Consider the following 24,358-nt stretch of genomic DNA (forward strand, 5'->3'; position numbering starts at 1 on the left):
AATTGGAAGCATTGGTAGGGTAACCAGTTTGATTTCGGCACTCCGCGCTGCTTGGACATGCGTCAGCCTACTATTATGTCTTTCAGAAAAATATATGAAGTACAACAAACAACTGCTAATAACAGGCTTAGCGGCCGCTATTGCCGGATGTGGCGGTGGAAGCTCTTCACAACCTCCTACTAACGACAATGGAAGTACACCGCCTACTTCAAACTATGAGCATGTGGTTAGTGCAAGTTACTTTAGTTCATGCGGTGAGATAATACCTCAAACTGAAGCCATGGTTGTTCGCCATGACAACAGTGGTGCAGTAGCTGCTGTCTATGAAGCTGATGATGACGGAAATATCGCTATCGATTACTCCGGTGTAGCAACGTATACGATGCTAAGTGTAGGTTATTGGGGAGAAACTGCCTATCCTCGCGTTCATACCTACGTAGACATTACCGCCGATAAAATCAAAAACACACGCATTATCGCTGAAGGCTTCGCCAATGAAGACTCGTGCGAATGTAACAACGTAACATTCGATATTAGTCAAGTTCCTGTTGCCTCGCCTATGGCCAGCGTCGTTGTCTCTACCACAACATCGTCTAATATTTTCGATGTCAATGACACAGACTGGTTGGCTGAAGCTAATGTTTGTCGACCCATTGGCGGAGAGTGGCCAGACATTGCTCTCACGCTAACCAGTGCACAGGAATACCCTGCTGAAACCTATTACACTGCTGTTCTTAGTGATTACAGCTTCGATGAAACATATGTAGTAAGTAATGCAGAGCTTGTCAGAAAAGTACCTTTTTCAGTGCTCAATAATAACGTCAACAGTGACTCAAGTCTGCGCGTTTCACTACGCGGCCTGAAAGATGACTGGATGCATTATGCTGATAATGTGCAGGTTTGGGATGTTGCAGAACTTTCACCTTCAGTTCCTATCTTTGACACCCCTGAAACGTATATCGATGCTTACAATTTCGAGTTCGACAGCTTCAGCTCCGAAGGCACAGATGTTCAAGTATCCATTTATACGGGCGCTCAGGTAACACTTCCATCCACCCACACTGAGTCATTAGACTTAGCATTGATGTCTTACGACTTATTTTCCCAACAAGTTTTAACATTCTTTAATGATGAAAGTTATGACCTTTCTTCAGTGGGAGCGGACTCTGTAACCGTTACCTTGTCTGGGAATGATTCTTCTGGTAATCGTCTCTATTACTTCCAACTAACCACGCCAAGTCAGGGTTCTCTTGCTATTTTAGATAACTTAGACATAGAGGGTGTCGACTTTCCCCTATCGGCAAACTTTAACTTTGATGAAGAGCCAGCGTCGGGTTATATAGGATTGGAAGCTTATGATGTGCAAAGCACGAATGATTATCTTGAGTCGCTTAAAAATGATGATGTTACCGCCTACGGTATGGTTTACTTCGACTTTTAAATAGGCTTAGATCTTTTAAATCGTAAATGTATATCGGCACGGAGTGTTACGTGCCGATATATTGTATTCCTCTTAAATAAAGTTAATTACATCGATATTCATTGTCCATTTTCGACGCATTCAGTATGGTCTTTGCAGAACATGGAGAAAATAATGAATAAATCACAGCCCTGTTATCTTACGAACCTAATATTAAGAAAAATCGCTCCCGCAATTGCACTAACACTATCTACTACAGCCTTTGCTGATACCGAGCAGCAGCAAGCACTTTACGATATTGCCAAAAATGTCTCTGCTAAAAACATTGAAAAAGACATTACTACGCTGGTGAACTTTGGTACACGCCATACCCTTTCTGAAACCGAGTCCGATACTCGTGGTATTGGTGCTGCGCGACGTTGGATTAAATCTGAATTTGATAAAATTTCAGCCGAGTGTGGTGGCTGCTTAGAAGTGTACTACCAGTCGGAAGTCATCAGCGGAGAAAAACGTATTCCCGACCCAGTAGAAGTGGTTAGCGTTATCGCGATACAACGCGGTACCACCGATCCAGACCGTTACGTCATCATGTCAGGCGACATCGATTCACGGGTGTCTGATGTAATGGACTTCACCTCTGACTCACCAGGGGCAAACGACAACGCCTCTGGTGTTGCCGGTACCCTAGAAGCTGCGCGAGTACTATCCAAATACAAGTTTAACGGCAGTATCGTGTATGCTGCTTTATCTGGCGAAGAGCAAGGACTTTTCGGCGGGCGTATTATGGCAAACCAAGCTAAGAAAGACGGCTGGCGAATTAAAGCCGTGCTCAATAATGACATGATAGGCAATATCGAAGGGGTTAACGGTGTGATTAACAACACCACCGCTCGCTTGTTTGCTGAAGGTACACGCGTAACCGAAACGGATAAAGAAGCACGCATGCGACGTTTCACCGGGGGTGAAGTTGACTCACCAAGCCGTAACCTTGCCCGTTACATCGATAAAATTGCCGATCAGTATATTGAGAACTTAGACACGATGGTGATTTATCGTTTGGACCGTTTTGGTCGTGGCGGCCATCATCGCCCGTTCAACGACTTGGGCTACCCGGGTATTCGTATTATGGAAACTAACGAAAACTACACCCGCCAGCATCAAGATCTTCGCGTAGAAGACGGTATTGCCTATGGTGACACCTTGGATGGCGTCGACTTTGATTACGCTGCCAAACTTACTGGCCTTAATGCTGTTTCACTTGCTGCAATGGCGTGGGCACCGAATCCACCTGCAAATGTAGAAATTGCCGGTGCAGTTCAACCTTCAACATTTTTAAAGTGGGATGCCCTAGACGCTGAAGAGAACCCTCAACTTAAAGGGTACAAAGTATACTGGCGTCATACTGATGCTCCGCAATGGGAATACAGTAAATATGTGGGTAACGTCACCGAGGCCATGCTTGAGAACGTTGTTATCGACAACTACTTCTTTGGCGTAGCCAGCGTTAACAAGGACGGTGTTGAAAGCGTAGTGGTTTATCCAGGTCCTGCGGGAAGCTTTGGAGAATAAACGTTTTTATTGAGCGCCTATGTTAAGCGTGCGTATATGCATGCAATCAAGTTCGTGACGTTAAGCTGGTAATGAAACCGGCTTATCGTCACGAATGACTTTACTCAATAAAAGCTAGTATAAACGTGGACACTACACTCAATATATTGATGTCGCTTACATTTTGTTAATTTAAGCCAGTACGTGTTTATTGGAATTAAGCGACTAACTGCATTACAGTGTAGTAAATGTATGACGGCAGTTCGGAGTTCACCTTTGGTAAGATTCAGCGCGTTCTCGCTCTCTATTTTCACTCAACGTCTTTCTTTATTAGGCATAAGCCTAGTCCTTTGTTGTTTTAATGTTTCGCAATTACATGCCGCCCCTACCAAATTAGGTGCAGCTTCCTTCGAGACCTACATAAGCGACGATGGGGAGCCTGCTCGAGTTAATACACTGCTCGAAAAGGTATTTCAGAAGGCGGAGCTGGATATCCAACTTCAGGTTATGCGACAAGCTTTTTTGGGCAGTTCTGTACTGACAGGTAAGCTAGACGGTGAATTTGCCTACGTTAATTTGGGCGAGGACAGCAGCAACTATGTTCTATCCGATATCTACTTACCCATTTACCTTTACGCGGTAAGTAAAGAGGCGGACGTTGAGGCAATAAAGCTTTTTCCTCATTTAAAAGACAACCGGGTCGCTATTGAAAATCGCTTTGCGAATACGCCATCATTCAGACTGCTGAAAGATATAAAGTGGTCACGCAACCCCACTACGTTTGATGCATTTCGCCAACTTGCCGACGATAGAGCGCCTTACTTAATTACCACCCAGCTGCTTGCGCGCGAGCTAAACATACTGCTGGCTAACGATAATGAAGAAACCCTGCACTTTTCAGCAAAACCATTAGCAAAAACCGGATTTCAAATAGCTATCAGCAAAAATGTTGCTAACGCTGAAAGGATTATTGCGCAATTCAACCAGGCTGTGTCGACAATGCAGAATTCGGGGGAATTGAATCAGCCACTTGATTTAGCTTGGCTCACCAAAGATGTGAATGGCGATGGCGTTGCCGACTTTATCGGGCACAGCAACATAACTACCACGTCAGACTTGTTAAACACCGCCTATTCCCTTGACGGTAAACCTACATCTGAAGCTAGCGCGTTTTATATTGACGGGGATAGATATGCATCGCTTGAGGAAGCGCGTGCTGCCCTTCCTGATAAAGAAAGTTCGTCGCCTCGCGAGTCGCTGTTAGATAAAACCACCTACCAGCTACTACTTCGCCGCTGGTAGATGAGTTTTGACTTCGGTGAACTTTAACTTTGAAAGGCGTTAAATTAGGTAGAGAAGCACGAAGTCGACTACGCGACTTCTACACTAAAAAGCATACCTGTCATTGCTTAAACTAAACGACCTTTTCAAAGATATGCGTCAGCTTTGTTAACGTTCTATCTTCGCGCTCTATCTTCGTAATACCGCTGATCAAAGGTTGCAAAAAAGACGGGGGGTCGGCAGCGTTAGTGTGTCGTTTCTGGCAAGTACATTTCCAGAATAGTCAGCAATTCTTCGCCATCGACCGGCTTTGACACATAGTTATTAAAGCCAGCTTTAAGTGCTTTAACGCGATCAGATGTATAGGCATAAGCGGTCAGTGCTACGGCATTAAGCTTTGCAATTTCTGGTATTTCACTGGCTCTTATTTTTAAAACTAAACCCAGCCCGTCCATTTCCGGCATACCAATATCCGATAGCAGAAGATCGAAGGCTTCTGGCATATCGTTAATTTCTTTCCATGCTAACAGGCCGTTCTTCACAACATTAACTCGCGCGCCGTTAGATTCTAGGAATAGCTTTATAAAATCACGGGCGTCTTGTTCATCTTCTGCGACTAAAATCCGTAAGCCGTTCAAACGCAAAGACTCAGTCAGGTCGCTAATTTCAGAGTTCTTAGTTTCAATAATGTCGTCGTGCAAATTAAGCGGCGCAATAGGCAGCGTTACGTAAAACGTTGTTCCCGTATTAGGTCCATCGCTTTCAGCATAAATTTCACCACCGTGCATCTCTACTAAACTTTTCACAATAGACAGGCCTAAGCCCAACCCATGTTTGTTGTGCTCGTTTTTGCCTTGATAAAAACGTTCGAAAACATGAGATAGCTGCTCGCGCGTCATACCTTTGCCATTGTCTTTAACGCGGAAAAGGTAGTTCGAATGCTCTCTTCGACCTCTTACATGCACAGTACCGCCTTTCGACGTGAACTTAAGCGCATTGCTCAACAGGTTATTGATAACCTGTTTTATACGGAGATTGTCACCCAGAATTTGCGTGTGATCGTCTTCGCAATTTATCGATAGCTGAATATTCTTGCTCGCAAACCCAGCCTCGAAAGATTTGGCAACTTCAGATATTGACCCAGCGATATTAAGCGAATGGGTACTGAGCTTCATCGTACCTGAAATAATACGGGATAAATCGAGAATATCGTTGATCAGTGCTGCCTGAGTTGATGCCGCGCGCTTTATCACGCCAAGGGCATCAGTCATTCTGTCCACATTGCCGACATCCATAAGCGCTAAATCGGTCCACCCCACAATGGAGTTAAGTGGTGAACGTAGCTCGTGAGAAATGCTGGCAAGAAACTGGTCTTTCGCTTTATCCAGCTCTTCTAATTTACTAATTTGCTTATCGAGCGACGCTTTTAAGCTTAGCGCGTAAGGTATAAACAGATGATCAAAACCTTCAATGATTAGTTGGTCATCTTCGGTCCACTCTACCGATTCATCAGCGACACTTTGCAAATACATATCAAACGAATTACGAGGGGTAAGAGACTTTCCAATATCTTTTCTGGCCGCATCGCGACCCGCCCAACGAATGGTCTTGTCTTTCTGCTCTCTAAACCAAACCGTGTAGTAGCCCAGTTTTGATGACACGCAGGAAATATACATGCCTCGAATGCCGTTTAGGTCGCCACTATCTAAAATTTCGTTTGTTAATCGGTTTATGGCAATGGACTGCTCAGAGCCGCTAATGGCAAATTTTTCGAGTAATTTTGCCAAGGTTTTCTCTGTGGGAGTCTTACCAACCAGATAGTTGCCCGTTGGGGTAACCACCGCCATACCGCACGAATCAGCAACATCCAGTAAGTCTCCTTCTTTCTGCGTGATGGCCTCAAGCGGATTCGTGTATGAAGTAAGCTGGTGAACAATATAGTTCAGCTTGCGTTGGCGAATTTGAAATTGCTCTTTCTTTTTATGCAGTGCTTTCGTGTGAAGCTGCCAGGCATAAAGGTGACCTAATGATTCGCAAACTAAACGTTTCTTCTGGTCGATGTAAGCCGGTTCACTGTTGTGGCATGCTAACAATCCCCACAGCTTACCCTCAAAAACAAGCGAAACTGAAAATGAAGAGCGGATCCCCATATTTTTAAGGTAGGCAATGTGCATAGGCGAAACAGAGCGAACCATTGACATTGATAAATCCAATGGCGGACGTTAAGCCTCTTTAACCGAAGGCTTAAGGCCTATAACTTGCTCTTCTACATCGTAGACACAGCGCACTCGATTTTTTAGATACAGTTCACGAGCCTGAATAGGGATATCCGAAGCGGGAAACTTCAACCCTTTGAATGAGCGAGAATCTGCACTTGCGGCTTCACCAATCACTTCACCACAGTAGGTTTTGTCAAACTGATAAACCATGACCGAGTCGAAACCTATGTATTGCTTAAATACCTGAGCGATAGCATCGGCAACATCCCCTATGGAGTCACGGTCATCGACATTGGGTAACAATGCGCGAATATCTACATCCATTGGCACCCATTGCTGCGCCGCCTCAAAGCTTAGTTGAGGGGTTGGCTCAAGCTCTATAACCAACAGGCCATTTGAATCGAAGGCAACACCACTGCCCTCTTTCTCCCAATCTTTGAGATGGAGCGCATTTTCAGCAAACTTCCACTGGTAGGCATGGCGTACATTTCCGCCTTTTACAGCATCGTGAATAGTCTGGAATGTGCGCGCTTCAGGAGAGGGAATGTCAATCAGTTCAGTGATAAGTGTTTCACCGGGAACGACGTCTACGTTGAACATGTCATTAATGTTCTCGCTCACCACCTGAATTTTTTTGGTACTAGGGTTAATGGCTATGACATACCCAAAACTTTGTACGCTTTCAATCAAGTGGATAGCTTCATCTTCACAGTTTTGAAGCGTTGTAGGGGTATTGTCAATTGTTTGCATTACTTTGCGCCAAGTATCAAGAAAGCGAGCTTTCGTCGTGTGTTCCGTAGAGTAACCCACACGATAACAACTTATGGCTGAGAAAGCATGTTATATCGACGTCTATATCATTAGCTGAGAACATTAAATTTTCAAAAATTCGTACGTGATATCACGAATAAAACTTGTGTTTCTTGATCCTACGCAATAAACTTTCAGTAATTTCTGAAACTTCTGGAAGGTAGAAATGAAAATGACGCCTTTAATTACATCTGCGGTTATGCACTTTGGCGAAATGGGAAGTCGTTGGGGTTTCAACAGAACAGTTGGGCAAATTCTTGCGCTTATTGTTTTAAACGAAGAGCCCATTTCGGCGCAGGAAATTGCAGATGCGCTCAACATATCCAGAGGCAATACCAGCATGGGTTTAAAAGAGCTTCAGTCATGGCGCTTAGTTAAACAGCATCTTGTTCCTGGTGAGAGAAAAGAGTTCTTTATTCCGGCTGGTGATATTTGGACATTGGCCAATAGAGTATTTGAAGAACGAAGAAAGCGCGAGATAGACCCAACCATGAGTCTACTGCGTGATTTGTTGCTTGACGCACCTGCCAATGAAAAAGAGGCAAATGCACAACATAAACTGAACGAAATTCACGATTTACTCGAATCAATTACGGCATGGTCTGAAGAGCTTCAAAATCTTGGGCCTGAAAAGTTAAACACGTTGATGAAGTTGGGTTCTGGCGTGGGCCGTATGCTTGAGCTTAAGGACAAGCTACTTCCTGGGAAAAACAGCGTTAACTAAGGGGGCCTTCTGTGGATGCATTCTTGCTGTCTCGTTTACAATTTGCGTTAAATATTAGTTTTCATATTTTGTTTCCAACCATCACCATGGCGATGGGCTGGTTTCTATTTTACTTTAAGCTGCGCTCTAATATTTCAGGTCACCCTGTGTGGATGCGTATGTATCGCTTTTGGGTACGTGTCTTTGCCCTAAGCTTCGCCTTGGGTGTAGTAAGCGGCGTCACCATGTCATTTCAGTTTGGTACTAACTGGCCTGGATTCATGGAGAAAGTAGGTAATGTGGCGGGGCCACTACTCGGTTATGAGGTACTTACCGCCTTTTTCTTAGAAGCCACGTTTTTAGGCATCATGCTGTTTGGCATACGCCGAGTTCCGAACTGGCTGCATACGGCTTCAACCCTTATTGTTGCACTTGGCACCACTACTTCTGCGTTCTGGATACTAGCTTTAAATAGCTGGATGCAAACCCCACAGGGTTTTGAAGTGGTCGACGGCGTTGTGTATGCCACAAACTGGAAAGAAATTATCTTTAACCCATCTTTCCCTTACCGCTTTGTACATATGATGTTAGCGTCTGGACTGACGGCCAGCTTCCTGATAGCTGGGCTTTCAGCCTACCGCATGCTTAAAGGCGACGACAAGCTTGCGCCTAAGCTCGCGCTTAAAACCGCCACCTATACGGCGGCAGTGTTAATCCCGCTACAAATTTTTGCTGGCGACATGCATGGTTTAAATACGCTTGAGCATCAGCCTCAGAAAGTAGCGGCGATGGAAGGACTTTGGGAAACCACTGAAGGTGCACCTTTGTTGCTTTTTGCAATTCCTGACGAAGATAGCAAAGAGAATCATTTTGAAATTCCCATTCCCTATGGTGCAAGTTTAATTCTTACTCACGAGCTTAAGGGCGAGATTAAAGGGTTAAATGAGTTTGAAGGAGAGCATCCGCCCGTTGCCCCTGTTTTCTTCGGTTTTAGGGTTATGGTGGGTATGGGCATGTTGATGCTTGCTGTGTCATGGCTTGGCAGTCTTTATCTTATGCGTAACAAAGACTTCCCAATTTGGCTTAAACGCACGTTTGCAGGCATGGCGTTTAGCGGGTGGATTGCTACCTTAGCAGGCTGGTACGTAACGGAAATAGGCCGTCAGCCCTATTTGGTAAGCGGTGTATTAAGAACCGCTGATGCCGTTACCCAATTGCCACCGGCGAATATTGCTCTGTCTTTCACGCTTTATCTTGTTATCTATACGGTGCTTCTAATCGCATACATGGGAACACTTATGTTGATGTGCAGAAGAGCCGTTGAAATTGAAGAGATAACGACGGAAGAGCGCGAAGTTGCCAAGGCAAAAATGCAACCTACTGACCCAGACCCAAGCACGGTTTAAGGAGAGCAAACATGTTTGAAAATGTATCAGCAGAAATGCTCGGAAATATTTATGTGGGTTTACTTGGTCTATCTGTATTGCTGTACGCCATTTTAGATGGCTACGACTTGGGTGTGGGTGTACTTATCCCGCCAAGAACAGAAACGTTTCGCGATGACATGATAGCCTCTATAGGGCCTTACTGGGATGCCAATGAGACGTGGCTTGTGCTCGCCATAGGACTACTGCTTATTGCTTTCCCTGAAGCCCATAGTGAGTTTTTACAAACCTTGTACTTGCCTGCAACCTTCATGTTATTAGGGCTTATTTTGCGCGGCGTAGCGTTCGATTTTCGCGCCAAGGTTGTGCAGGTGAAAAAGCGTAAGTGGGACATGGTATTCAAATACGGTTCGCTTTTAACCACATTAGCTCAAGGGTATATGTTGGGTATATACGTGACGGGTCTTCGCACAGATATTTGGGCGCAAGGCTTTGCACTTCTCGCTGCATTTGGTGTTACGGCTGCCTATGCGTTTATTGGCTCGTGCTGGTTAATACTTAAAGGCGAAGGTGAGCTTCAACAAAAGGCGTATTACTGGGCCAGAAGAGGTTTAGGGGTACTGGCGGTAGGGATTGTCGCGGTAAGTATCGCGAATCTAACCTTACACGATGACGTACGAGACTTATGGTTGTCTGCTCCTTGGGGCTATGTGCTTTTCGCTATTCCAGTAGCGTGTTTTGCGCTTCTAGCACTATGTGGTGTGTTGCTTAAAAAACTGCCTGATGCACAAGGGAAAGGCGAATGGCTTCCGTTCTTTATTGCCCTTCTAGTATTTTTACTTTGTTTCACCGCATTTGGCATAAGCTACTATCCGTTTATCATCCCTGGACAGATGACGGTGATGGATGCGCTTAGTGATGCAAGCTCTCTGCGCTTCTTGCTTGTTGGCGTAGTTATTGTAGTACCTATTATTTTGGCTTATACGGCCATGGTATATAAGATATTCTCCGGTAAATCAGAGAAGCTTTCTTACTACTAGCCTTTGTTAATGGGATCGCAGCAGATCCCAATTACTTGAAACAATAGTGAACATCATTGAAATTCAATGGTGTTCACTTTCTATTCAGCGCTATACTAAACGCTGTACATTGCGAGTTTCTTGCGGTTCCCGACGCCTTTTCTGTGCTTGGGGCATTTGCGGCGACCAGTATCCCCAATCCACGAACTCGATCTGAAAACCTGCGATCAAAATATGATCCTTTCCCTCGAACAATGTATACCAATGACTAGAGGATGTTTAGCGTTAGCTAGTCTACCCTTAAGGTGTGATCAAAATTTAAACGTTACTTACCGTTAAATATTTTGTTGACATCAAACTGTAATATTACTATATTTTATTTGGGGCAATTTTTAATAGAAGGAGCCAATACCATGGAAAATGTATTCCATTCGTTCTCACGGTTCTTCAAGCGCGCGCACCCCTACACAGTCGCTCACTATATCGGCCGTAAAAATGCGCAGCGTATCTTAGGATGTAAAATCAAAAAGAAATCCAAGATATTTGCCGATCAGCACGTTGAAGACCAAAATCATTAATTTATATGGGGCCCGTCAAACCGGCCCCATTTTTTTAGCTCAATTTAAATCTATTAACGTTTTCCTGAAGGTTCTCAGCCAGGCTGAATAAGCTTTTCGCTTCACTATTCACATTGGTATTCGCGGCTTTTACTTGATCGCCCAGCATTTGAAAATCTAGTGCCCCTTCGCGTGCAACTTGTACCTGATCTTTAGCGTGTTGTACAAGAGCCGAAGCCTCATTGCTCACCTCAACTAACGATAAAACACTTTTGCGTCCGTCTTCCAACGTAATCACCAGCTCATTGGCAAGCCCCAATGCGTTGTGTGCCTTGTCTTTATTCGAAGTCATAGTTTGTACAGAATCACGAATTGACTGCACTATTTTTTCTAACATGGCATTAATTTCAACTGTCGATTGATGAGTTCTTGATGCTAGCGTACGCACTTCATCCGCCACCACCGCGAAACCTCTACCCGACTCTCCTGCTCTTGCCGCTTCTATTGCAGCATTAAGTGCCAATAGGTTAGTTTGATCAGCAATCTCAGCAATGGTTTTCACCACACTCGATACGTTTTTTCCATCGCTTTGCAGCTTATCTAACGTAGTAGCAGTTTTATCAATGTTCAGGGTTAAATCAGAGATGGCGCGCGCTGTGGTTTCCACATCCACCTTACCTTGCGCTATCTGGTGGGCACTACCTTTCGCTTGTTCCGCAGCTTTTATAGATAGAGTAAGACTTTGTTCCATTTCATCAGACAGATTATCCATGACTGACATTAGCTGCTTGATGTCTCCTTGAAAGCTTAGAATAGCGGTTGAAGAGTGTGATGTTGCACTGTTAAGTGTTTGTGATGAGTGGTTCAGGTCATTCACTGCATGTTGAAGGTCAGTCATTCCCTTGTGAAATACGGCTAGTAGACCTTGAACGCTATGCGTTATCGCGTGGAGTTCTTGTAAATTTTGAGTAGGTAGACGTGACTGTAAATTGCGTGTTTTTGCAATATCGTCAAGCCTTTTAGCCATCTCTTCGATAGGACTTGCGATATTCCGCTTAGCAAGTATGTAGCCCATTATGGATACAGCCAGTAGCAATATGATTAGGCTGTAGATAGTGAACTGGCTCACACTGAGTTCAGCAGAAATAGCCATGGTTCGAGAGTTCGCAGCACGCTCAACACCCGAGCGTACCCCAGTCAAAAGTACATTTAGTTCAGATGCTGCTTGGGTAATGACTTGAAGATTTTCCCGTGCAATATCCCAATCTATCGATGTTGCTGACATCGTTTGCTGTAAAGACGCAGCTGACGCAACCAGTACATCAAATTTTTCTTGAGCGGCATCGCTTCCCATATAGCTGAATTGGGAAAATTTGGCGTTGGTCTCGTCGACGAGCCGGTCTTTCTGTCCGTTATATTCGCGACTATTTATTGTGGTTCCGTATAAGGAATACGCGATAAGCACCAACTCTTTGCTTTGAGTTTGTATATCATCGATAGCGCTTAACGAGGGTAATGTTTCAGCCACGTAGGCTTCTACTAAGTTTTCGACATTGGCGTTGTTCTTTGTCAATACAATTGCCGCGATGAGCGACACAATTACAACGAGAAGATAACCGAGCAAGATTCTTTGCTTGATGGTTTTAAACATATAACCCCCATATTATTTAGGGGCACGCCTATACTTGTCGCACGTCTCTGCACCCTTTTCTATTCGTGGTAGGACAAAATATATACTTCTCCTACAATTGAACAAAAATAGACCGCTACGGTTGCTTTTTTCTTTCAGATTTTTAATCGGGAAGTTATCGAATTTATGTTATTTGGTGTCTTCAACTGCAAGTTGCCTCATCTATCACCGAAGGTATTGAGAAAACCAACGCTAATTATGAGGGGTTAAATATGGTTAAGCGGTACCGAGGTTGTGTACTTAATCTGCTCCATTGCAAAGCTTGAAGTGACGTCGGAAAATTCTATACCGTTAACCAATCGCTTATAAAAATGATCAAAGCAATCCATATCGGTAACAAGGACTTTTAGTAGGTAATCGTATTCGCCAGACATACGATAACATTCAACAACTTCATCAAATGACGCGGCGTGCTTGGCGAAACTTGCCAGCCACTTTCCATCATGTCTGCCCGCTTTTACTTGCACGAAAACGGTCATGGCCAGTCCCAGGTGTTTTGCTTGCAACAGCGCTACTCGCCTAGAGATTATGCCCTTCTCTTCTAGCTTTTGAATACGCCGCCAGCAGGGCGTTACCGTAAGCCCAACTTGCTCAGCGATTTCTGCGACAGGCGTGTCAGCGTTATTCTGTAGCATGGCCAAAATGGCTTTATCTATTGTGTCTATACCGCTTGTTTTTTCACTACGCATAGTGAGATGTTGCCCTTTATTTCCATGTTCTCAGTTTTTCAGCGAATTACGTCAGGCGCTTTACTTTTATGGAGGCTATTTACAGCCACCAAGGCTGATTAAAGTCGACATTTTCTGGTGCAATTTCGTACTGAAAGGGAGGCGTGAATACATCCCAAAATGCATCCCGCAAGTCCACATCTATTATGCTAAGTTCACCTGCATCGCGATAGCGAGATAACAGTGTATTGTAAGCGTCAATCGGCATTTGCGGGTTAGACTGGCGAAAGATAACACGCCCTCCAAACTCTTCATACATCGCTTTTTCTGTTTGAAACTGTAGAACCTGCTTGGCCGCTATCTCTTTAATGGGTTTCGTTGCCGTTTCACTTGAAACCTGACCTTCAAACTTCTCGATAAACTTGCTTACCAGTGTTTGATTAACCGTTATGCCTTTTTGTTTTGCATAGTCCTCTGAAACAAGCTCATAAATTCTGTTAGACGCATTTACACGGACCACATAATCAAGCATACCTGCGTAATTGTCTTTCGCTTGCTGCTTCAAGTTTTTACGTTCTTCTTCACTAGGCACGACGTCTGCCATACGGATTTCAGTATTAAGCACCATTGCTAAAACACCCTGATCATCGACTTGTCCATTTGCCTGAGCAGCATAAGCAAGGTTTGAAATTAGAATAAGTAGCGCGGTGGCCAATGAAGATCGAATAGTTGATGTCATGCGCATTAAGCACTCCCTGTAGACGTATTTATCGCAGCGATTACGAACACTTTGAGTCTCGCTGAGTGGGTAATTAACTGTGCGGACTGGTATTACCCAAATGGGCGTTGTAATGAGTAAAGCATTAAACACTATGACTACGCAATACCGTGGCGTACTGATATTAGGAATATGCTGCGAGCTTCAAATTTATTGGGGTGAACGAGTGCTTATGTGGTGTAGCCGAGAGAGGATGACGATAGCGACGTAGTAGACTAGCTATTGATGAAAGCGTTATTCGTTAAAAATGATATATACCAAAAGCGGTATGGACTAAAAGCTTTGTCGCGCGTTTAGCGTGAGTGTGGAAATGCAGACAATAGAAAGAAAAACGGCGGTCAAATGACCGCCGTTTTTGAATTCTTAGATAGCTTGCACGTTAGCAGCTTGAAGACCTTTTTGACCTTCTTCAACTTCAAATTCTACTCGCTGACCTTCTGGAAGCGTTTTGTAACCGTCAGAGATGATCGCACGGAAATGAACGAATACGTCCTTACCGCCGTTATCTTGAGTTAGAAAACCGTAACCTTTATCAGCGTTGAACCACTTAACTGTGCCTGTAACTTTAGACATGTCGTATAGACCTCAAATATCGTATTAAATTGCGCATAAGCGCGTGTAACTAAGTTCTTTAGAGTCTTTAAATTGGCGGAGTATTGGGTCTTACTTACGAATGGACAAACAACTTACAACAAATTACCGGGTAACTCGAGTGGTTTAACATATAGCAAATAATACAAAATCGCGTCTCTTTAAAGACTTTGGCTAAAAGCCAAAGCCACTATAACACTCTTCGGGACGATTAATATACAAATTAATTGATAAACTACGGATTTCATAAATATTTCACCGCAGCGTAACAAAAATTAATGCCCTTTCCGCCAGGCTAAATACCAGCAAATTGCGCCAATTACGCCTGTACTTGCAGGGAAATACCATGATAAATCGTACATTGGCAGTATTGCTGTCATTAACACAAAAGTGGCGCCCACTACGCTTAAATGAGTGGTCTGAGTTGTTTTCTTTTGCTCTTGGAGCAGTGCCAAATGGGCCCTTTGTTGTTGCAATGGCAAGCGCTTCATTTGCTGTAAACTGTCGTACAGCAGATCTGGCATTTCAGGTAGTTTTTCAGACCAGAAAGGTAAGTTGTCTTTCACCTTCCCCATCATGGCGGTAAAGCCAATCTGCTCTTTCATCCAGTTTTCAAGAAACGGCTTAGCGGTTTTCCAAAGGTCGAGCTGAGGATACAACTGACGGCCTAAGCCTTCGATATACAGCAATGTTTTTTGCAGTAGCACAAGCTGTGGCTGCACGACCATATTGAAACGTCGTGCCGTATTAAATAGCTGCAGCAGCACGTTACCAAAGGAAATTTCAGCAAGTGGCTTTTGGAATATAGGTTCGCATACCGTGCGGATGGCCATCTCGAATTCATCGATATTGGTATCCTGCGGTACCCAGCCTGAGTCGGCGTGAAGCTGGGCGACTTTGCGATAGTCGCGGTTGAAGAAGGCAATAAAGTTCTCAGCCAGATAGCGCTTATCTTCACGATTGAGCGTACCCACAATGCCAAAATCGATAGCGATATATTTGGGGTTTTCAGGGTGTTCGGTAGATACAAAGATATTGCCCGGGTGCATGTCTGCATGGAAAAAACTGTCGCGAAATACCTGAGTGAAGAAAACTTCCACACCGCGCTCGGCCAATTTTTTCATATTGGTATTTTGGGTAAGTAATGCGTCTATATTTGAGATTGGCAGACCGTAAATACGCTCCATAACCAACACATTACTGCGGCAATAGTCACTGTAAATTTTAGGTACATAAAGCGCGTCTGAACCTTCAAAGTTCCGCCCTAACTGAATACCGTTTGCAGATTCACGCAGTAAATCAAGTTCATCAACAATGGTCTTGCGGTATTCTACAACCACTTCTACAGGACGCAGCCGTTTGCCATCAGGAAGCCAGCGTTGAAGCACGTTAGCCAAGCTAAACAAAAGCTCCATGTCCGCCACGATGGTATCGCGAATATCTGGGCGCAATACCTTTACCACGACGTCTTCGTTGTTATGCTTCAACTTTGCCGCGTGAACTTGGGCTATAGAGGCAGACGCCAGCGGCGCTTTTTCAAATTCACTGAATAATTCGCTTAAATCAGAAAGCCCTAGCGCTTGCTTGATAATGTCTTGTGCAGCGTCAGATGAAAACGGCGGAACTTTGTCTTGTAAACGGGCAAGTTCGTTAGCAATGGCAGGAGGAAGCAAGTCTCGGCGGGTAGAGAGCATCTGGCCGAATTTAATAAAAACAGGCCCAAGGTTTTGTAGTGCAAGGGTAATACGCTCGCCGGCTGACTTGCCCTTGTGCTTGTTTCGCACCCAAAAAATGGTATGGCGCATAGCCCGCGCGTACCAGGGTAACCACTTTGCTGGAATAAGTTCGTCTAAGCCGTGTTCCAACAATACCTTGTTAATTCGGTATAACCTAACAATACGCATTTATGAGCCTGTTTCTCTCAATCTTACTTAAATTTTTCTTCTAGGCGGCGCAGTCTCGCATCGGCACTTTCTGCTCGATCGCGAAGCGCATTAACTTCGTCACTAAAGTGCATAACCGCCAGCTTGTGTGCAGCAAGCTGCTTTTCTTCTACTACGGCGTTGCCGAATACCTTCGCCATGGAAGCTAGCGCTGACATCGACTTCTCATGCACGGTTTTCACCGTTTTCACGGTCTGATGGGCAATAACATCGTTGGTCTTTTGTGCCAGCAACTCTTCAATGTCGATATCGAGCTGCTGAAACAAGGCACTGACCTGCTGAGCAACATTGAGCTCTCCTTCCAAAAAGAGGGCCTTTTGCTGAATAAGACGAGTCAACTGGCTGGTTTCTTTTAACTCTGGCAAGGTTTGTAGCGACGTTTTAATACAACAGTCTTTCGGCCCAAGGGACGCGACGGCGTCTTCAAACGAGCCTTGTTCGCTGAGTACGTCAATACGGTCAGAAAACGACAGCGTAATACCATAAGGAAGCGGCGAAATGAACGCGGTAAGCCTGGCGCCAGCAAGCGCTTTTAGCCTTACTTCGCTGTCTTCGTCTAAAGACAGCAACTTGTTTAAAACCGATTCAGCCGTTGCGGTAACCAGCGCAGAAGTAGGCATTAAAACTTATAACCTCTATGTAGCGCTACAATACCGCCAGTCAGGTTTTGGTAATCACATTGCTCGAAGCCAGCCTGCTCGAACATCCCCTTCAAGGTTTCTTGATCTGGGTGCATACGTATGCTTTCCGCAAGGTATTGGTAGCTTTCTGCATCGTTCGCCACTAGCTGACCCATTTTTGGCAAAATGTGAAACGAGTACATATCGTAGAGTTTGCTGAGCTGCTCTGACGTAGGCTTAGAAAATTCTAATACCAGTAAACGGCCGCCTGGTTTTAACACGCGAAAAATAGAATTAAGCGCGTTTTGCTTTTCCGTTACGTTTCTGAGGCCGAATGCCATGGTCACCACATCAAAATGGTTGTCGGGGAAAGGCAGTGCTTCCGCGTCAGCTTGCACATAATCGATATTGCTTACCAAGCCGCGATCGCGAAGCTTATCACGGCCTACTTTCAGCATAGACAAGTTGATATCGGCAAGGGTTACGCGCCCTGTAGGGCCTACCAAGCGAGAGAACTTAGCGGTTAGATCGCCAGTACCACCGGCAATATCCAATACTTTATTACCCGCGCGAACACCGCTGCAGTCTATTGTGAAACGCTTCCATAAACGATGCACTCCCATCGACATAAGGTCGTTCATTACGTCGTACTTTGCTGCAACAGAGTCGAAAACATTAGCAACCAAAGAGGCTTTTTGCCCTTTATCCACCTGTTTGAAACCAAAGTGCGTTGTATGCTCAGTAGCATTGTCGATTGCAGAGTCTGCTTGCGTAGCGGGAGTTTGATTGTCGCTCATGACAGTCCTGTAATTTGAATATTTTTATTAATGCCGAAGTGTATAGGATTGTGTGCTCGAGCAAAAGCTTTATGCCTGCCCGTCTGCTTATGTAAATCAAGCTCCTTCCCTGTAAAAAAGCAGAACCTGTAAGGTACAGGCTCGCCAGTTTAGAATTCGCTTTAGACTACCCTATTATTTGTACCCCAACTAAAGGCAACAATGGCACTGATCTCTTGCAAGGAACGACCGCTTTCCTCATGCCATTGAGCAAACGCTGCATTGGCCGCCGACAGCGACTTTTTCGAGGTTAAGCCACCGTCGATAATTTCATTCTTGCGCAAGTAATCTTCCACGTCACGAGAGAATAAAAACGTGTCTATGCCTAGTGCTCGAAGCATGTAGGGGCCGGTGTTGCCACCTAATCGCGCACCGCGTTTTTTCAAAAACGCCCAAAGTTCGGTGATATTGCCTTTTTCAAAACCAGCTACAAACCTACCAAAGCTACCGTGTTCAAGCGCCACGTCTTTTATCATCATGGCGTTGTCGCGCACTGTCATCACTTTTTTATAATTTCGAACAATGCGCTTGTCTGACGCTTTTTGCTCTAGCATTTCATCGGGCATCAGCAACACTTTATCTATGTCGAAACCGAAGAATACGGTTTCAAAATCGGGCCATTTTTGCTCTATAACTCGCCACACGAAGCCCGACTGAAACACCTTTTTGGTCATTGCAGCTAGAAAGCGATCGTCAGAAATGGCTTCAATCTGTGCTTTAGAAAGCGGTGCTTGGAGCATAGCTTCAAGCACCTTTTCACCGCCTTTGCGTTCGCACGCTCGCTGGTAAATAGATTGGAAAGACTCTAACTTAGATTCTTTCATGTGTGCCTAGCCTTTAATACCGCTGTGACGAAGCAAAGCGTCAACTTGCGGCTCGCGGCCTCTAAAGGCAATAAACAAGTCCATAGGAGACTTACTGCCGCCCATTTCTAAAATGTTTTCTAAGAACGCTTTGCCCGTGTCGCGATTAAAGATGCCATCTTCCTCAAACTTGCTGTACGCGTCGGCAGAAAGTACCTCTGCCCACTTGTAGCTGTAGTAACCCGCTGCGTAGCCACCAGCAAATATGTGACCAAAGCCGTTTTGGAAACGGTTAAACGAGGGAGGAATAACTACCGCCACTTCTTCACGCACTATATCCAATGTGCCCTGTACGTCTACCTTGCTGCCCTTTTCGCTATGCAGTAAGAAATCAAAAAGACTAAATTCAAGCTGGCGTACCATCTGCATAGCGGACTGGTAATCACGTGCAGCAAGCATACGGTCAAGTAAATCAGCAGGGAGCGGTTCACCGGTTTCATAGTGACCAGAGATAAAGTTAAGTGCGTCTTCTTCCCAGCACCAGTTTTCTAAAAACTGGCTTGGCAATTCAACCGCATCCCACGGTACACCGTTAATACCCGACACACCCGCTACGCGCATTTTAGTAAGCATATGATGAATACCGTGGCCAAACTCATGGAACAAGGTTACCACTTCATCGTGGGTAAATAGCGCAGGCTTATCACCCACAGGCGCGTTGAAGTTACAGGTTAGGTACGCCACGGGCAGCTGTAATTCGCCATCCATTTTTTCACGACGAACTCGACATTCATCCATCCACGCGCCGCCACGTTTTTTCGCGCGTGCATACAAGTCTAGGTAAAAACTGCCGCGCATTACATCGGCATCGTCAGTTATGGTGAAGTAGCGTACATCCTTATGCCACGTGTCAATACCAGGCTGCTCGATAATTTTTAAGCCGTACAGGCGATGTACAACTTCGAATAAACCAGACAACACTTTATCTTCAGGGAAATAAGGGCGCAGCATTTCATCAGAAATCGTGTACTTTTCCTGCTTCAGCTTCTCGCTATAATACGGTAAATCCCATGCCGCTAGCTCAGTAACACCGTGCTTGTCTTTTGCGTACGTTTTTACTTCTTCAAGCTCTTTTTCTGCCTGAGGCTTAGACTTCGCCGCCAAATCACGTAAGAACCCGATAACCTGATCGGTAGAGTCTGCCATTTTGGTCGCCAGGGAACGCTCTGCATAACTTGAAAAGCCAAGCAATTCAGCCAGTTCAGTACGCAGCATTAACGTCTCTTTAATAATGTCGGTGTTGTCCCACTTACCCGCATTCGGGCCTTGATCAGACGCTTTTGTGGCATAGGCACGATACATTTCTTCGCGAAGTTCGCGATTATCCGCGTAAAGCATTACAGGTAAATAAGACGGAATGTCTAACGTAAACAACCAGCCCTGCAAGTCTTTTTGGTGCGCAGCTTGTGCCGCCGCTTCAAGGGCTGATTCTGGCATACCGGCAAGTTCAGCTTCATCGGTAATGTGCTTGGTCCAGCCCATAGTGGCGTCCATCACATTGTTGGAAAAGGTTGATGATAGCTCGCTAAGCTTTGCCTGAATCTCTGCAAAACGCTTCTTTTGCTCTGCGGGAAGCGCTACACCTGACAAGGTGAAATCGCGAACGGCGTTTTCAATCACTTTTTGTTGTTCTTCGCTTAACGTCGCAAATTCGTCAGACGCTTTGAGGGAAGCGTAAGCATTGTAAAGGCCTTCGTGCTGGCCTACCCACGTTCCGTATTCAGATAATAGTGGCAAACACGCATCGTGGGCTTCACGCAATTCATCGCTGCTCACCACGCTATTCATATGAGACACCGGCGAGAACATTTTGCTTAAACGGTCGTCCACCTCTTCAAGGCGCAGCACTAGATTTTTGTAAGAGTAATCTTTCGACGCCACGACCTCTTCTATTTCGCTTTTGCACGCCGCAATGGCTTTTTCAATTGCAGGCTTAATAGAGGCAGGTTCAATAGCAGAAAAAATTGGTAGACCATCTACCATTTCAATTGCAGGGGTTGTCATAATCTTTTTCACTCTTAACACGTTGATAGAATAATGATGGGGCTTCGCTGATTAAAAGCAAGCTATTGTTTTAGCCACTGTTGACCTATTTTGAACTTACTTGCCGTTAACGTGCATGGATCATGATTATTGCCTATATTTACGAATTCAATGAATGCCGCTGCACCGTTTTTCTTAATGCCCCTCATAAAAACTGAACAACACAGTCAGCTCCGCCAAGCTCTGTCACAAATGTCACATTTCATCCTTTTGTCTACTTTGTCCCTTCGCTGTTCAGCGTCTATAATTTCGATTAATAAATCTACAAGGCATAGATATGAAAACGTTGACCTCAGGCGAAATAGCCTCGTATTGCGATGTAAATCTGCGCACCGTAATTCGATGGATCGAAAGCGGCAAGCTGAAAGGCTTCAAACTTCCTGGGCGTGGAAACAACAGAGTATTAGTAGAAGATTTTGTCGCCTTTCTTGAACGACACGACATGCCAATTCCCGATTCATTGAAAGGCATTGCCACGCCCTCAATATTAATTGTTGACGATGAAATGCCAGTTGCCAAGTCTATTCAGCGCGTGGCCAGACGGGCGGGTTATGAGTCGTATATCGCTACAGGCGGCTTCCAAGCGGGGATTATGCTGAGCCAATACGAGCCCAAAGTCATGACCCTTGATTTAAGTATGCCAGGCATGGACGGTTACAGCGTTATCGAATTCACGCGAGATCAAAGTAAATATAAAGATCTCAAAATTGTGGTCATATCGGCACTCGATGAAATTAGCCTGGAGCGCGCGCTTGAGATAGGGGCTGATGCCACCTTACAAAAGCCGTTCTCAAATCATGACTTAACAATGGTCCTTGAGCAGTTTATGTCGATGTAAATCGATTTAAAGGGAGTGACATTATGGCTTGGTTATCGCGATTCGCTCTTTTAAGTTTGCTTGTAGGTGTTTGCGCATTACCGACAAATGCTAAACCCCTTACTTTTGCTGTTGTACCTCAGCAGTCTGCCAAGAAAATGGCTGAAACATGGCAACCCTTAATCGACTATGTGAGCAATTACACCGGTTTTAAGATTGATTTTAAAACTGCAAAAGACATTCCCACTTTTGAGGCGAATCTCGCCGACGGCAAATATGATATTGCCTACATGAACCCCTACCACTTTGTGGTCTTTAATGAATCTGCGGGATACCGCGCGCTTGCGCGCCAACGCGATAAAGAAATTCGCGGCTTACTTGTTGTACATAAAGACAGCCCCATACGCTCTCTGGATGACTTAAGCGGTACTGAAGTAGCCTTCCCAGCGCCAGCTGCGTTTGCTGCCACAATTATCACAAGCGCTCACTTGCGGATGAAAAGCATTGCTTTTGTACCGCGCTACGTCAATTCTCATGACTCTGTGTACCTCGCAGTACAACGGGGCTTTTTCAATGCTGGGGGTGGCATTGTCCGTACGCTCAACAGTTCACCTGATGACGTTAAACAAGAATTACGCATCCTATGGAAGAGCAAGGGTTATACGCCTCATGCTATCGCAACCCATCCAAATATGGCGCTCGCTGACAGACAAGCTATTCTTAATGCATTACTTGCTTTGTCGAATGACACAAGTAAGTCTTGGATTTTAAAAGGTATTGGGTTTAACGGCTTTATAGCGTCAAACGACAGTGATTGGGACGACGTGAGAGCATTGGGAATAGCATCCCTATCGAGGCCGCATTTATGAGTAGACTCGTATGAAACTGTCGTTGCGTATAAAAACAATAACAGGCCTCGCATCAATAGCAGCGCTTTTGCTGCTAGTGCTCATTGTGACGGTGTTTCAGCTACTTAATGACCTTGTCGACAGTAATATAAAGAAGTCAGCCGACACCACAGTTGCCCTTTTTGTTTCGACGACAAAAAATGCCTTTTTAAGTTATGACCTTGCAGCTCTAGATGCCGACGTCTCAGAAATTCTTACCAACCCCAATATTGCTTACGTCAAAGTTAAAGACAAATTAGGCAGAGTTTTCGTAGAAAAGGGTAACACCAACGCACTAAACCGCCCTTTTACTGCCGACACAAGTGTTTCGGACGCTGATGATGGTATTTACGACACCCGAGCCCCCATCATGGTGAACAGGACTTTGTACGGCTATGTAGAGATTGGGCTTAACATTGCTTCAGTAACTGAATCTGTATCAAGGGTGAGAAACTGGACAGTTACACTGGCTTTTCTAGAATTTATTTTGGTCGGATTGTGCTCTTACTTACTTGGTTCTTACCTGATGTCGCAGCTTCATCAATTACACGAAGGCGCTAAACGTTTAGGTGATGCAGTGAAAAACAACAGCTATCAAGATGTTTTTGTTCCCGTGCGCGGCACTGATGAGTTAAGCGAACTGGCAGAGGCATTTAATCAACTGGTTGAGCGTTTAAAAGAAGAACATGCGCAGCGTCAATACGCGCAAGATGAGCTTAAAGAGCTTAACACGCTACTTGAAGAAAAGGTTCAGGATAGAACCGCATTGCTGCATCAGAAAAACTATCAACTCCAAGAGGCCAATAAAGATCTAAAAGAGACCCAGGTACAACTACTTCAAGCTGAGAAAATGGCGTCAGTTGGCCAGCTAGCAGCGGGGGTCGCCCATGAAATTAACAATCCTGTCGGTTTTGTCAGCAGCAACATATCCACCTTAAGCGAGTACGTTGCTACCTACCAAATGATATTCTCACAAATTAACGCGGTGCTTAATGAACAAGACGAGGGTAAGCGTGCTTCTGCCTTATCAGAACTAGAAAAAATGTTAGCTAATCAGGATATGGCGTTTATCAATGAAGATATCACCGACCTCCTCAGCGATTCGAGAGACGGTTTAAGTCGGGTTGCTGAAATTGTAAAAGGGTTAAAGCTATTCTCTCGGGTAGACAGTGACCACATGCAGCAGCACAACATTAATGATTGTGTACGCACTACCCTTGCCATGGTGAACAACCAATTAAAGTATATTTGCACTGTTGAAACGCATTTAGGCAAAGTCCCTGACGTTGCCATGAATGTAGGCAAGGTTTCTCAAGTTGTTACCAACTTACTCATTAACGCGGGACAAGCGATAGAGAGCACGGGTAAGAACGGTAAGATAACTATTACCACCTGTACTGCGGGCAAGTTTGTCGAGCTTCGTGTAGAAGACACTGGCTGCGGTATTCCATCAAGTCATTTAGACAAACTCTTCAATCCATTTTTTACAACTAAACCTGAAGGGCAAGGCACTGGCTTAGGTCTTTCAATTTCGTTTGGCATTGCTCAGGAGCATGGCGGCACGCTCTCAGCCACCAGTAAAGAGGGAGAAGGAAGCATATTTACATTAGCGCTCCCCCTTGTTTCACACTCAGATAAAACATTAGAGAGCGAAGGATGAATCAACTAATAGTGTTATCA

Annotated in this window: 21 protein-coding genes; 10 read left to right on the plus strand and 11 right to left on the minus strand. The window is 44.8% G+C overall.

Annotation, left to right across the window (positions count from 1 at the left end; translation table 11 throughout):
- Window positions 1-94 precede the first annotated feature (94 nt).
- The 3 genes from BZA03_RS16305 to BZA03_RS16315 all read left to right on the plus strand — a co-directional run bounded on the left by BZA03_RS16305 (window position 95) and on the right by BZA03_RS16315 (window position 4,270).
- A complete protein-coding gene (locus tag BZA03_RS16305) occupies window positions 95-1,441 on the plus strand; it encodes a hypothetical protein (protein WP_110289346.1) in 1,347 nt (448 codons plus the stop codon).
- Window positions 1,442-1,594: 153 nt separating this feature from the next.
- On the plus strand, window positions 1,595-2,989 hold the full coding sequence (locus BZA03_RS16310; RefSeq protein ID WP_110289347.1) for a M28 family metallopeptidase: 1,395 nt from the start codon (window positions 1,595-1,597) through the stop codon (window positions 2,987-2,989).
- A 255-nt stretch (window positions 2,990-3,244) separates the two neighbouring features.
- Window positions 3,245-4,270, plus strand: a complete 1,026-nt coding sequence (locus BZA03_RS16315) for an ABC transporter substrate-binding protein (protein ID WP_075177825.1) — start codon at window positions 3,245-3,247, stop codon at window positions 4,268-4,270.
- 224 nt (window positions 4,271-4,494) lie between these two features.
- Here BZA03_RS16315 and BZA03_RS16320 read toward each other — a convergent pair whose 3' ends face one another.
- Both BZA03_RS16320 and BZA03_RS20625 read right to left on the minus strand, forming a co-directional pair.
- Window positions 4,495-6,450 (minus strand): ATP-binding protein, encoded by a 1,956-nt coding sequence (locus BZA03_RS16320; RefSeq protein WP_258364654.1) that lies wholly within the window; start codon window positions 6,448-6,450, stop codon window positions 4,495-4,497.
- A 21-nt stretch (window positions 6,451-6,471) separates the two neighbouring features.
- On the minus strand, window positions 6,472-7,218 hold the full coding sequence (locus tag BZA03_RS20625; RefSeq protein ID WP_258364655.1) for a hypothetical protein: 747 nt from the start codon (window positions 7,216-7,218) through the stop codon (window positions 6,472-6,474).
- A 226-nt stretch (window positions 7,219-7,444) separates the two neighbouring features.
- Between BZA03_RS20625 and BZA03_RS16325 the strand changes: the two genes are divergently transcribed.
- The 4 genes from BZA03_RS16325 to BZA03_RS20430 all read left to right on the plus strand — a co-directional run bounded on the left by BZA03_RS16325 (window position 7,445) and on the right by BZA03_RS20430 (window position 10,963).
- Complete coding sequence (locus tag BZA03_RS16325) at window positions 7,445-8,002, plus strand: GbsR/MarR family transcriptional regulator (RefSeq protein WP_014999724.1); 558 nt, start codon at window positions 7,445-7,447, stop codon at window positions 8,000-8,002.
- Between the two features lie 11 nt (window positions 8,003-8,013).
- Window positions 8,014-9,387 (plus strand): cytochrome ubiquinol oxidase subunit I, encoded by a 1,374-nt coding sequence (locus tag BZA03_RS16330; RefSeq protein ID WP_110289348.1) that lies wholly within the window; start codon window positions 8,014-8,016, stop codon window positions 9,385-9,387.
- An 11-nt stretch (window positions 9,388-9,398) separates the two neighbouring features.
- The gene (locus tag BZA03_RS16335) at window positions 9,399-10,406 is read left to right on the plus strand and encodes a cytochrome d ubiquinol oxidase subunit II (protein WP_014977546.1); all 1,008 of its coding nucleotides are present in this window, start codon (window positions 9,399-9,401) and stop codon (window positions 10,404-10,406) included.
- A 392-nt stretch (window positions 10,407-10,798) separates the two neighbouring features.
- Complete coding sequence (locus BZA03_RS20430) at window positions 10,799-10,963, plus strand: hypothetical protein (RefSeq protein WP_014950935.1); 165 nt, start codon at window positions 10,799-10,801, stop codon at window positions 10,961-10,963.
- A 34-nt stretch (window positions 10,964-10,997) separates the two neighbouring features.
- On the opposite strand, the gene BZA03_RS16340 is transcribed toward BZA03_RS20430, so the two are convergent.
- From BZA03_RS16340 to prlC, 9 genes are all read right to left on the minus strand, one after another.
- Window positions 10,998-12,593, minus strand: a complete 1,596-nt coding sequence (locus BZA03_RS16340; protein ID WP_110289349.1) for a methyl-accepting chemotaxis protein — start codon at window positions 12,591-12,593, stop codon at window positions 10,998-11,000.
- A gap of 245 nt (window positions 12,594-12,838) precedes the next feature.
- Window positions 12,839-13,321, minus strand: coding sequence for an Lrp/AsnC family transcriptional regulator (locus tag BZA03_RS16345; protein ID WP_014950937.1), 483 nt, complete (start codon window positions 13,319-13,321; stop codon window positions 12,839-12,841).
- Between the two features lie 79 nt (window positions 13,322-13,400).
- Window positions 13,401-14,039 carry a hypothetical protein gene (locus tag BZA03_RS16350; protein WP_258364656.1) on the minus strand — a complete coding sequence of 213 codons (639 nt, stop codon included), beginning with the start codon at window positions 14,037-14,039 and terminating at the stop codon, window positions 13,401-13,403.
- A 402-nt stretch (window positions 14,040-14,441) separates the two neighbouring features.
- Window positions 14,442-14,651 (minus strand): cold-shock protein, encoded by a 210-nt coding sequence (locus BZA03_RS16355; protein WP_012519905.1) that lies wholly within the window; start codon window positions 14,649-14,651, stop codon window positions 14,442-14,444.
- 293 nt (window positions 14,652-14,944) lie between these two features.
- Complete coding sequence (ubiB, locus tag BZA03_RS16360; protein WP_014950939.1) at window positions 14,945-16,573, minus strand: ubiquinone biosynthesis regulatory protein kinase UbiB; 1,629 nt, start codon at window positions 16,571-16,573, stop codon at window positions 14,945-14,947.
- A 23-nt stretch (window positions 16,574-16,596) separates the two neighbouring features.
- On the minus strand, window positions 16,597-17,232 hold the full coding sequence (locus BZA03_RS16365) for an SCP2 domain-containing protein (RefSeq protein WP_101566073.1): 636 nt from the start codon (window positions 17,230-17,232) through the stop codon (window positions 16,597-16,599).
- Window positions 17,232-18,029, minus strand: coding sequence for a bifunctional demethylmenaquinone methyltransferase/2-methoxy-6-polyprenyl-1,4-benzoquinol methylase UbiE (ubiE, locus tag BZA03_RS16370; RefSeq protein ID WP_014950941.1), 798 nt, complete (start codon window positions 18,027-18,029; stop codon window positions 17,232-17,234). The genes BZA03_RS16365 and ubiE overlap by 1 nt, the downstream gene beginning before the upstream one ends.
- A 161-nt stretch (window positions 18,030-18,190) precedes the next feature.
- A complete protein-coding gene (locus tag BZA03_RS16375; protein ID WP_110289351.1) occupies window positions 18,191-18,892 on the minus strand; it encodes a DNA-3-methyladenine glycosylase I in 702 nt (233 codons plus the stop codon).
- 6 nt (window positions 18,893-18,898) lie between these two features.
- On the minus strand, window positions 18,899-20,935 hold the full coding sequence (gene prlC, locus BZA03_RS16380; protein ID WP_110289352.1) for an oligopeptidase A: 2,037 nt from the start codon (window positions 20,933-20,935) through the stop codon (window positions 18,899-18,901).
- A 316-nt stretch (window positions 20,936-21,251) separates the two neighbouring features.
- Here prlC and BZA03_RS16385 point away from each other — a divergent pair, with 316 nt between their 5' ends.
- The 3 genes from BZA03_RS16385 to BZA03_RS16395 are packed head-to-tail and all read left to right on the plus strand — an operon-like array spanning window position 21,252 to window position 24,338.
- On the plus strand, window positions 21,252-21,812 hold the full coding sequence (locus BZA03_RS16385; RefSeq protein ID WP_014977552.1) for a response regulator: 561 nt from the start codon (window positions 21,252-21,254) through the stop codon (window positions 21,810-21,812).
- Between the two features lie 23 nt (window positions 21,813-21,835).
- The gene (locus BZA03_RS16390; RefSeq protein WP_039226733.1) at window positions 21,836-22,660 is read left to right on the plus strand and encodes a phosphate/phosphite/phosphonate ABC transporter substrate-binding protein; all 825 of its coding nucleotides are present in this window, start codon (window positions 21,836-21,838) and stop codon (window positions 22,658-22,660) included.
- 10 nt (window positions 22,661-22,670) lie between these two features.
- Window positions 22,671-24,338, plus strand: a complete 1,668-nt coding sequence (locus tag BZA03_RS16395) for an ATP-binding protein (RefSeq protein WP_110289353.1) — start codon at window positions 22,671-22,673, stop codon at window positions 24,336-24,338.
- Window positions 24,339-24,358: the final 20 nt, after the last annotated feature.

Origin of the sequence: Alteromonas sp. I10, assembly GCF_003201515.1 — a bacterium.
GTDB lineage: Bacteria > Pseudomonadota > Gammaproteobacteria > Enterobacterales > Alteromonadaceae > Alteromonas > Alteromonas macleodii.

What these genes read in the sequence shown, in the direction of transcription:
- BZA03_RS16305 (WP_110289346.1), top strand. Translation starts at nt 95, where the DNA reads ATGAAGTACAACAAACAACTGCTAATAACAGGCTTAGCGGCCGCTATT.
- BZA03_RS16310 (WP_110289347.1), top strand. Translation starts at nt 1,595, where the DNA reads ATGAATAAATCACAGCCCTGTTATCTTACGAACCTAATATTAAGAAAA.
- BZA03_RS16320 (WP_258364654.1), bottom strand. Translation starts at nt 6,450, where the DNA reads ATGTCAATGGTTCGCTCTGTTTCGCCTATGCACATTGCCTACCTTAAA.
- BZA03_RS20625 (WP_258364655.1), bottom strand. Translation starts at nt 7,218, where the DNA reads ATGCAAACAATTGACAATACCCCTACAACGCTTCAAAACTGTGAAGAT.
- BZA03_RS16325 (WP_014999724.1), top strand. Translation starts at nt 7,445, where the DNA reads ATGAAAATGACGCCTTTAATTACATCTGCGGTTATGCACTTTGGCGAA.
- BZA03_RS16335 (WP_014977546.1), top strand. Translation starts at nt 9,399, where the DNA reads ATGTTTGAAAATGTATCAGCAGAAATGCTCGGAAATATTTATGTGGGT.
- BZA03_RS20430 (WP_014950935.1), top strand. Translation starts at nt 10,799, where the DNA reads ATGGAAAATGTATTCCATTCGTTCTCACGGTTCTTCAAGCGCGCGCAC.
- BZA03_RS16340 (WP_110289349.1), bottom strand. Translation starts at nt 12,593, where the DNA reads ATGTTTAAAACCATCAAGCAAAGAATCTTGCTCGGTTATCTTCTCGTT.
- BZA03_RS16345 (WP_014950937.1), bottom strand. Translation starts at nt 13,321, where the DNA reads ATGCGTAGTGAAAAAACAAGCGGTATAGACACAATAGATAAAGCCATT.
- BZA03_RS16350 (WP_258364656.1), bottom strand. Translation starts at nt 14,039, where the DNA reads ATGACATCAACTATTCGATCTTCATTGGCCACCGCGCTACTTATTCTA.
- BZA03_RS16355 (WP_012519905.1), bottom strand. Translation starts at nt 14,651, where the DNA reads ATGTCTAAAGTTACAGGCACAGTTAAGTGGTTCAACGCTGATAAAGGT.
- ubiB (WP_014950939.1), bottom strand. Translation starts at nt 16,573, where the DNA reads ATGCGTATTGTTAGGTTATACCGAATTAACAAGGTATTGTTGGAACAC.
- BZA03_RS16365 (WP_101566073.1), bottom strand. Translation starts at nt 17,232, where the DNA reads ATGCCTACTTCTGCGCTGGTTACCGCAACGGCTGAATCGGTTTTAAAC.
- ubiE (WP_014950941.1), bottom strand. Translation starts at nt 18,029, where the DNA reads ATGAGCGACAATCAAACTCCCGCTACGCAAGCAGACTCTGCAATCGAC.
- BZA03_RS16375 (WP_110289351.1), bottom strand. Translation starts at nt 18,892, where the DNA reads ATGAAAGAATCTAAGTTAGAGTCTTTCCAATCTATTTACCAGCGAGCG.
- prlC (WP_110289352.1), bottom strand. Translation starts at nt 20,935, where the DNA reads ATGACAACCCCTGCAATTGAAATGGTAGATGGTCTACCAATTTTTTCT.
- BZA03_RS16385 (WP_014977552.1), top strand. Translation starts at nt 21,252, where the DNA reads ATGAAAACGTTGACCTCAGGCGAAATAGCCTCGTATTGCGATGTAAAT.
- BZA03_RS16390 (WP_039226733.1), top strand. Translation starts at nt 21,836, where the DNA reads ATGGCTTGGTTATCGCGATTCGCTCTTTTAAGTTTGCTTGTAGGTGTT.
- BZA03_RS16395 (WP_110289353.1), top strand. Translation starts at nt 22,671, where the DNA reads ATGAAACTGTCGTTGCGTATAAAAACAATAACAGGCCTCGCATCAATA.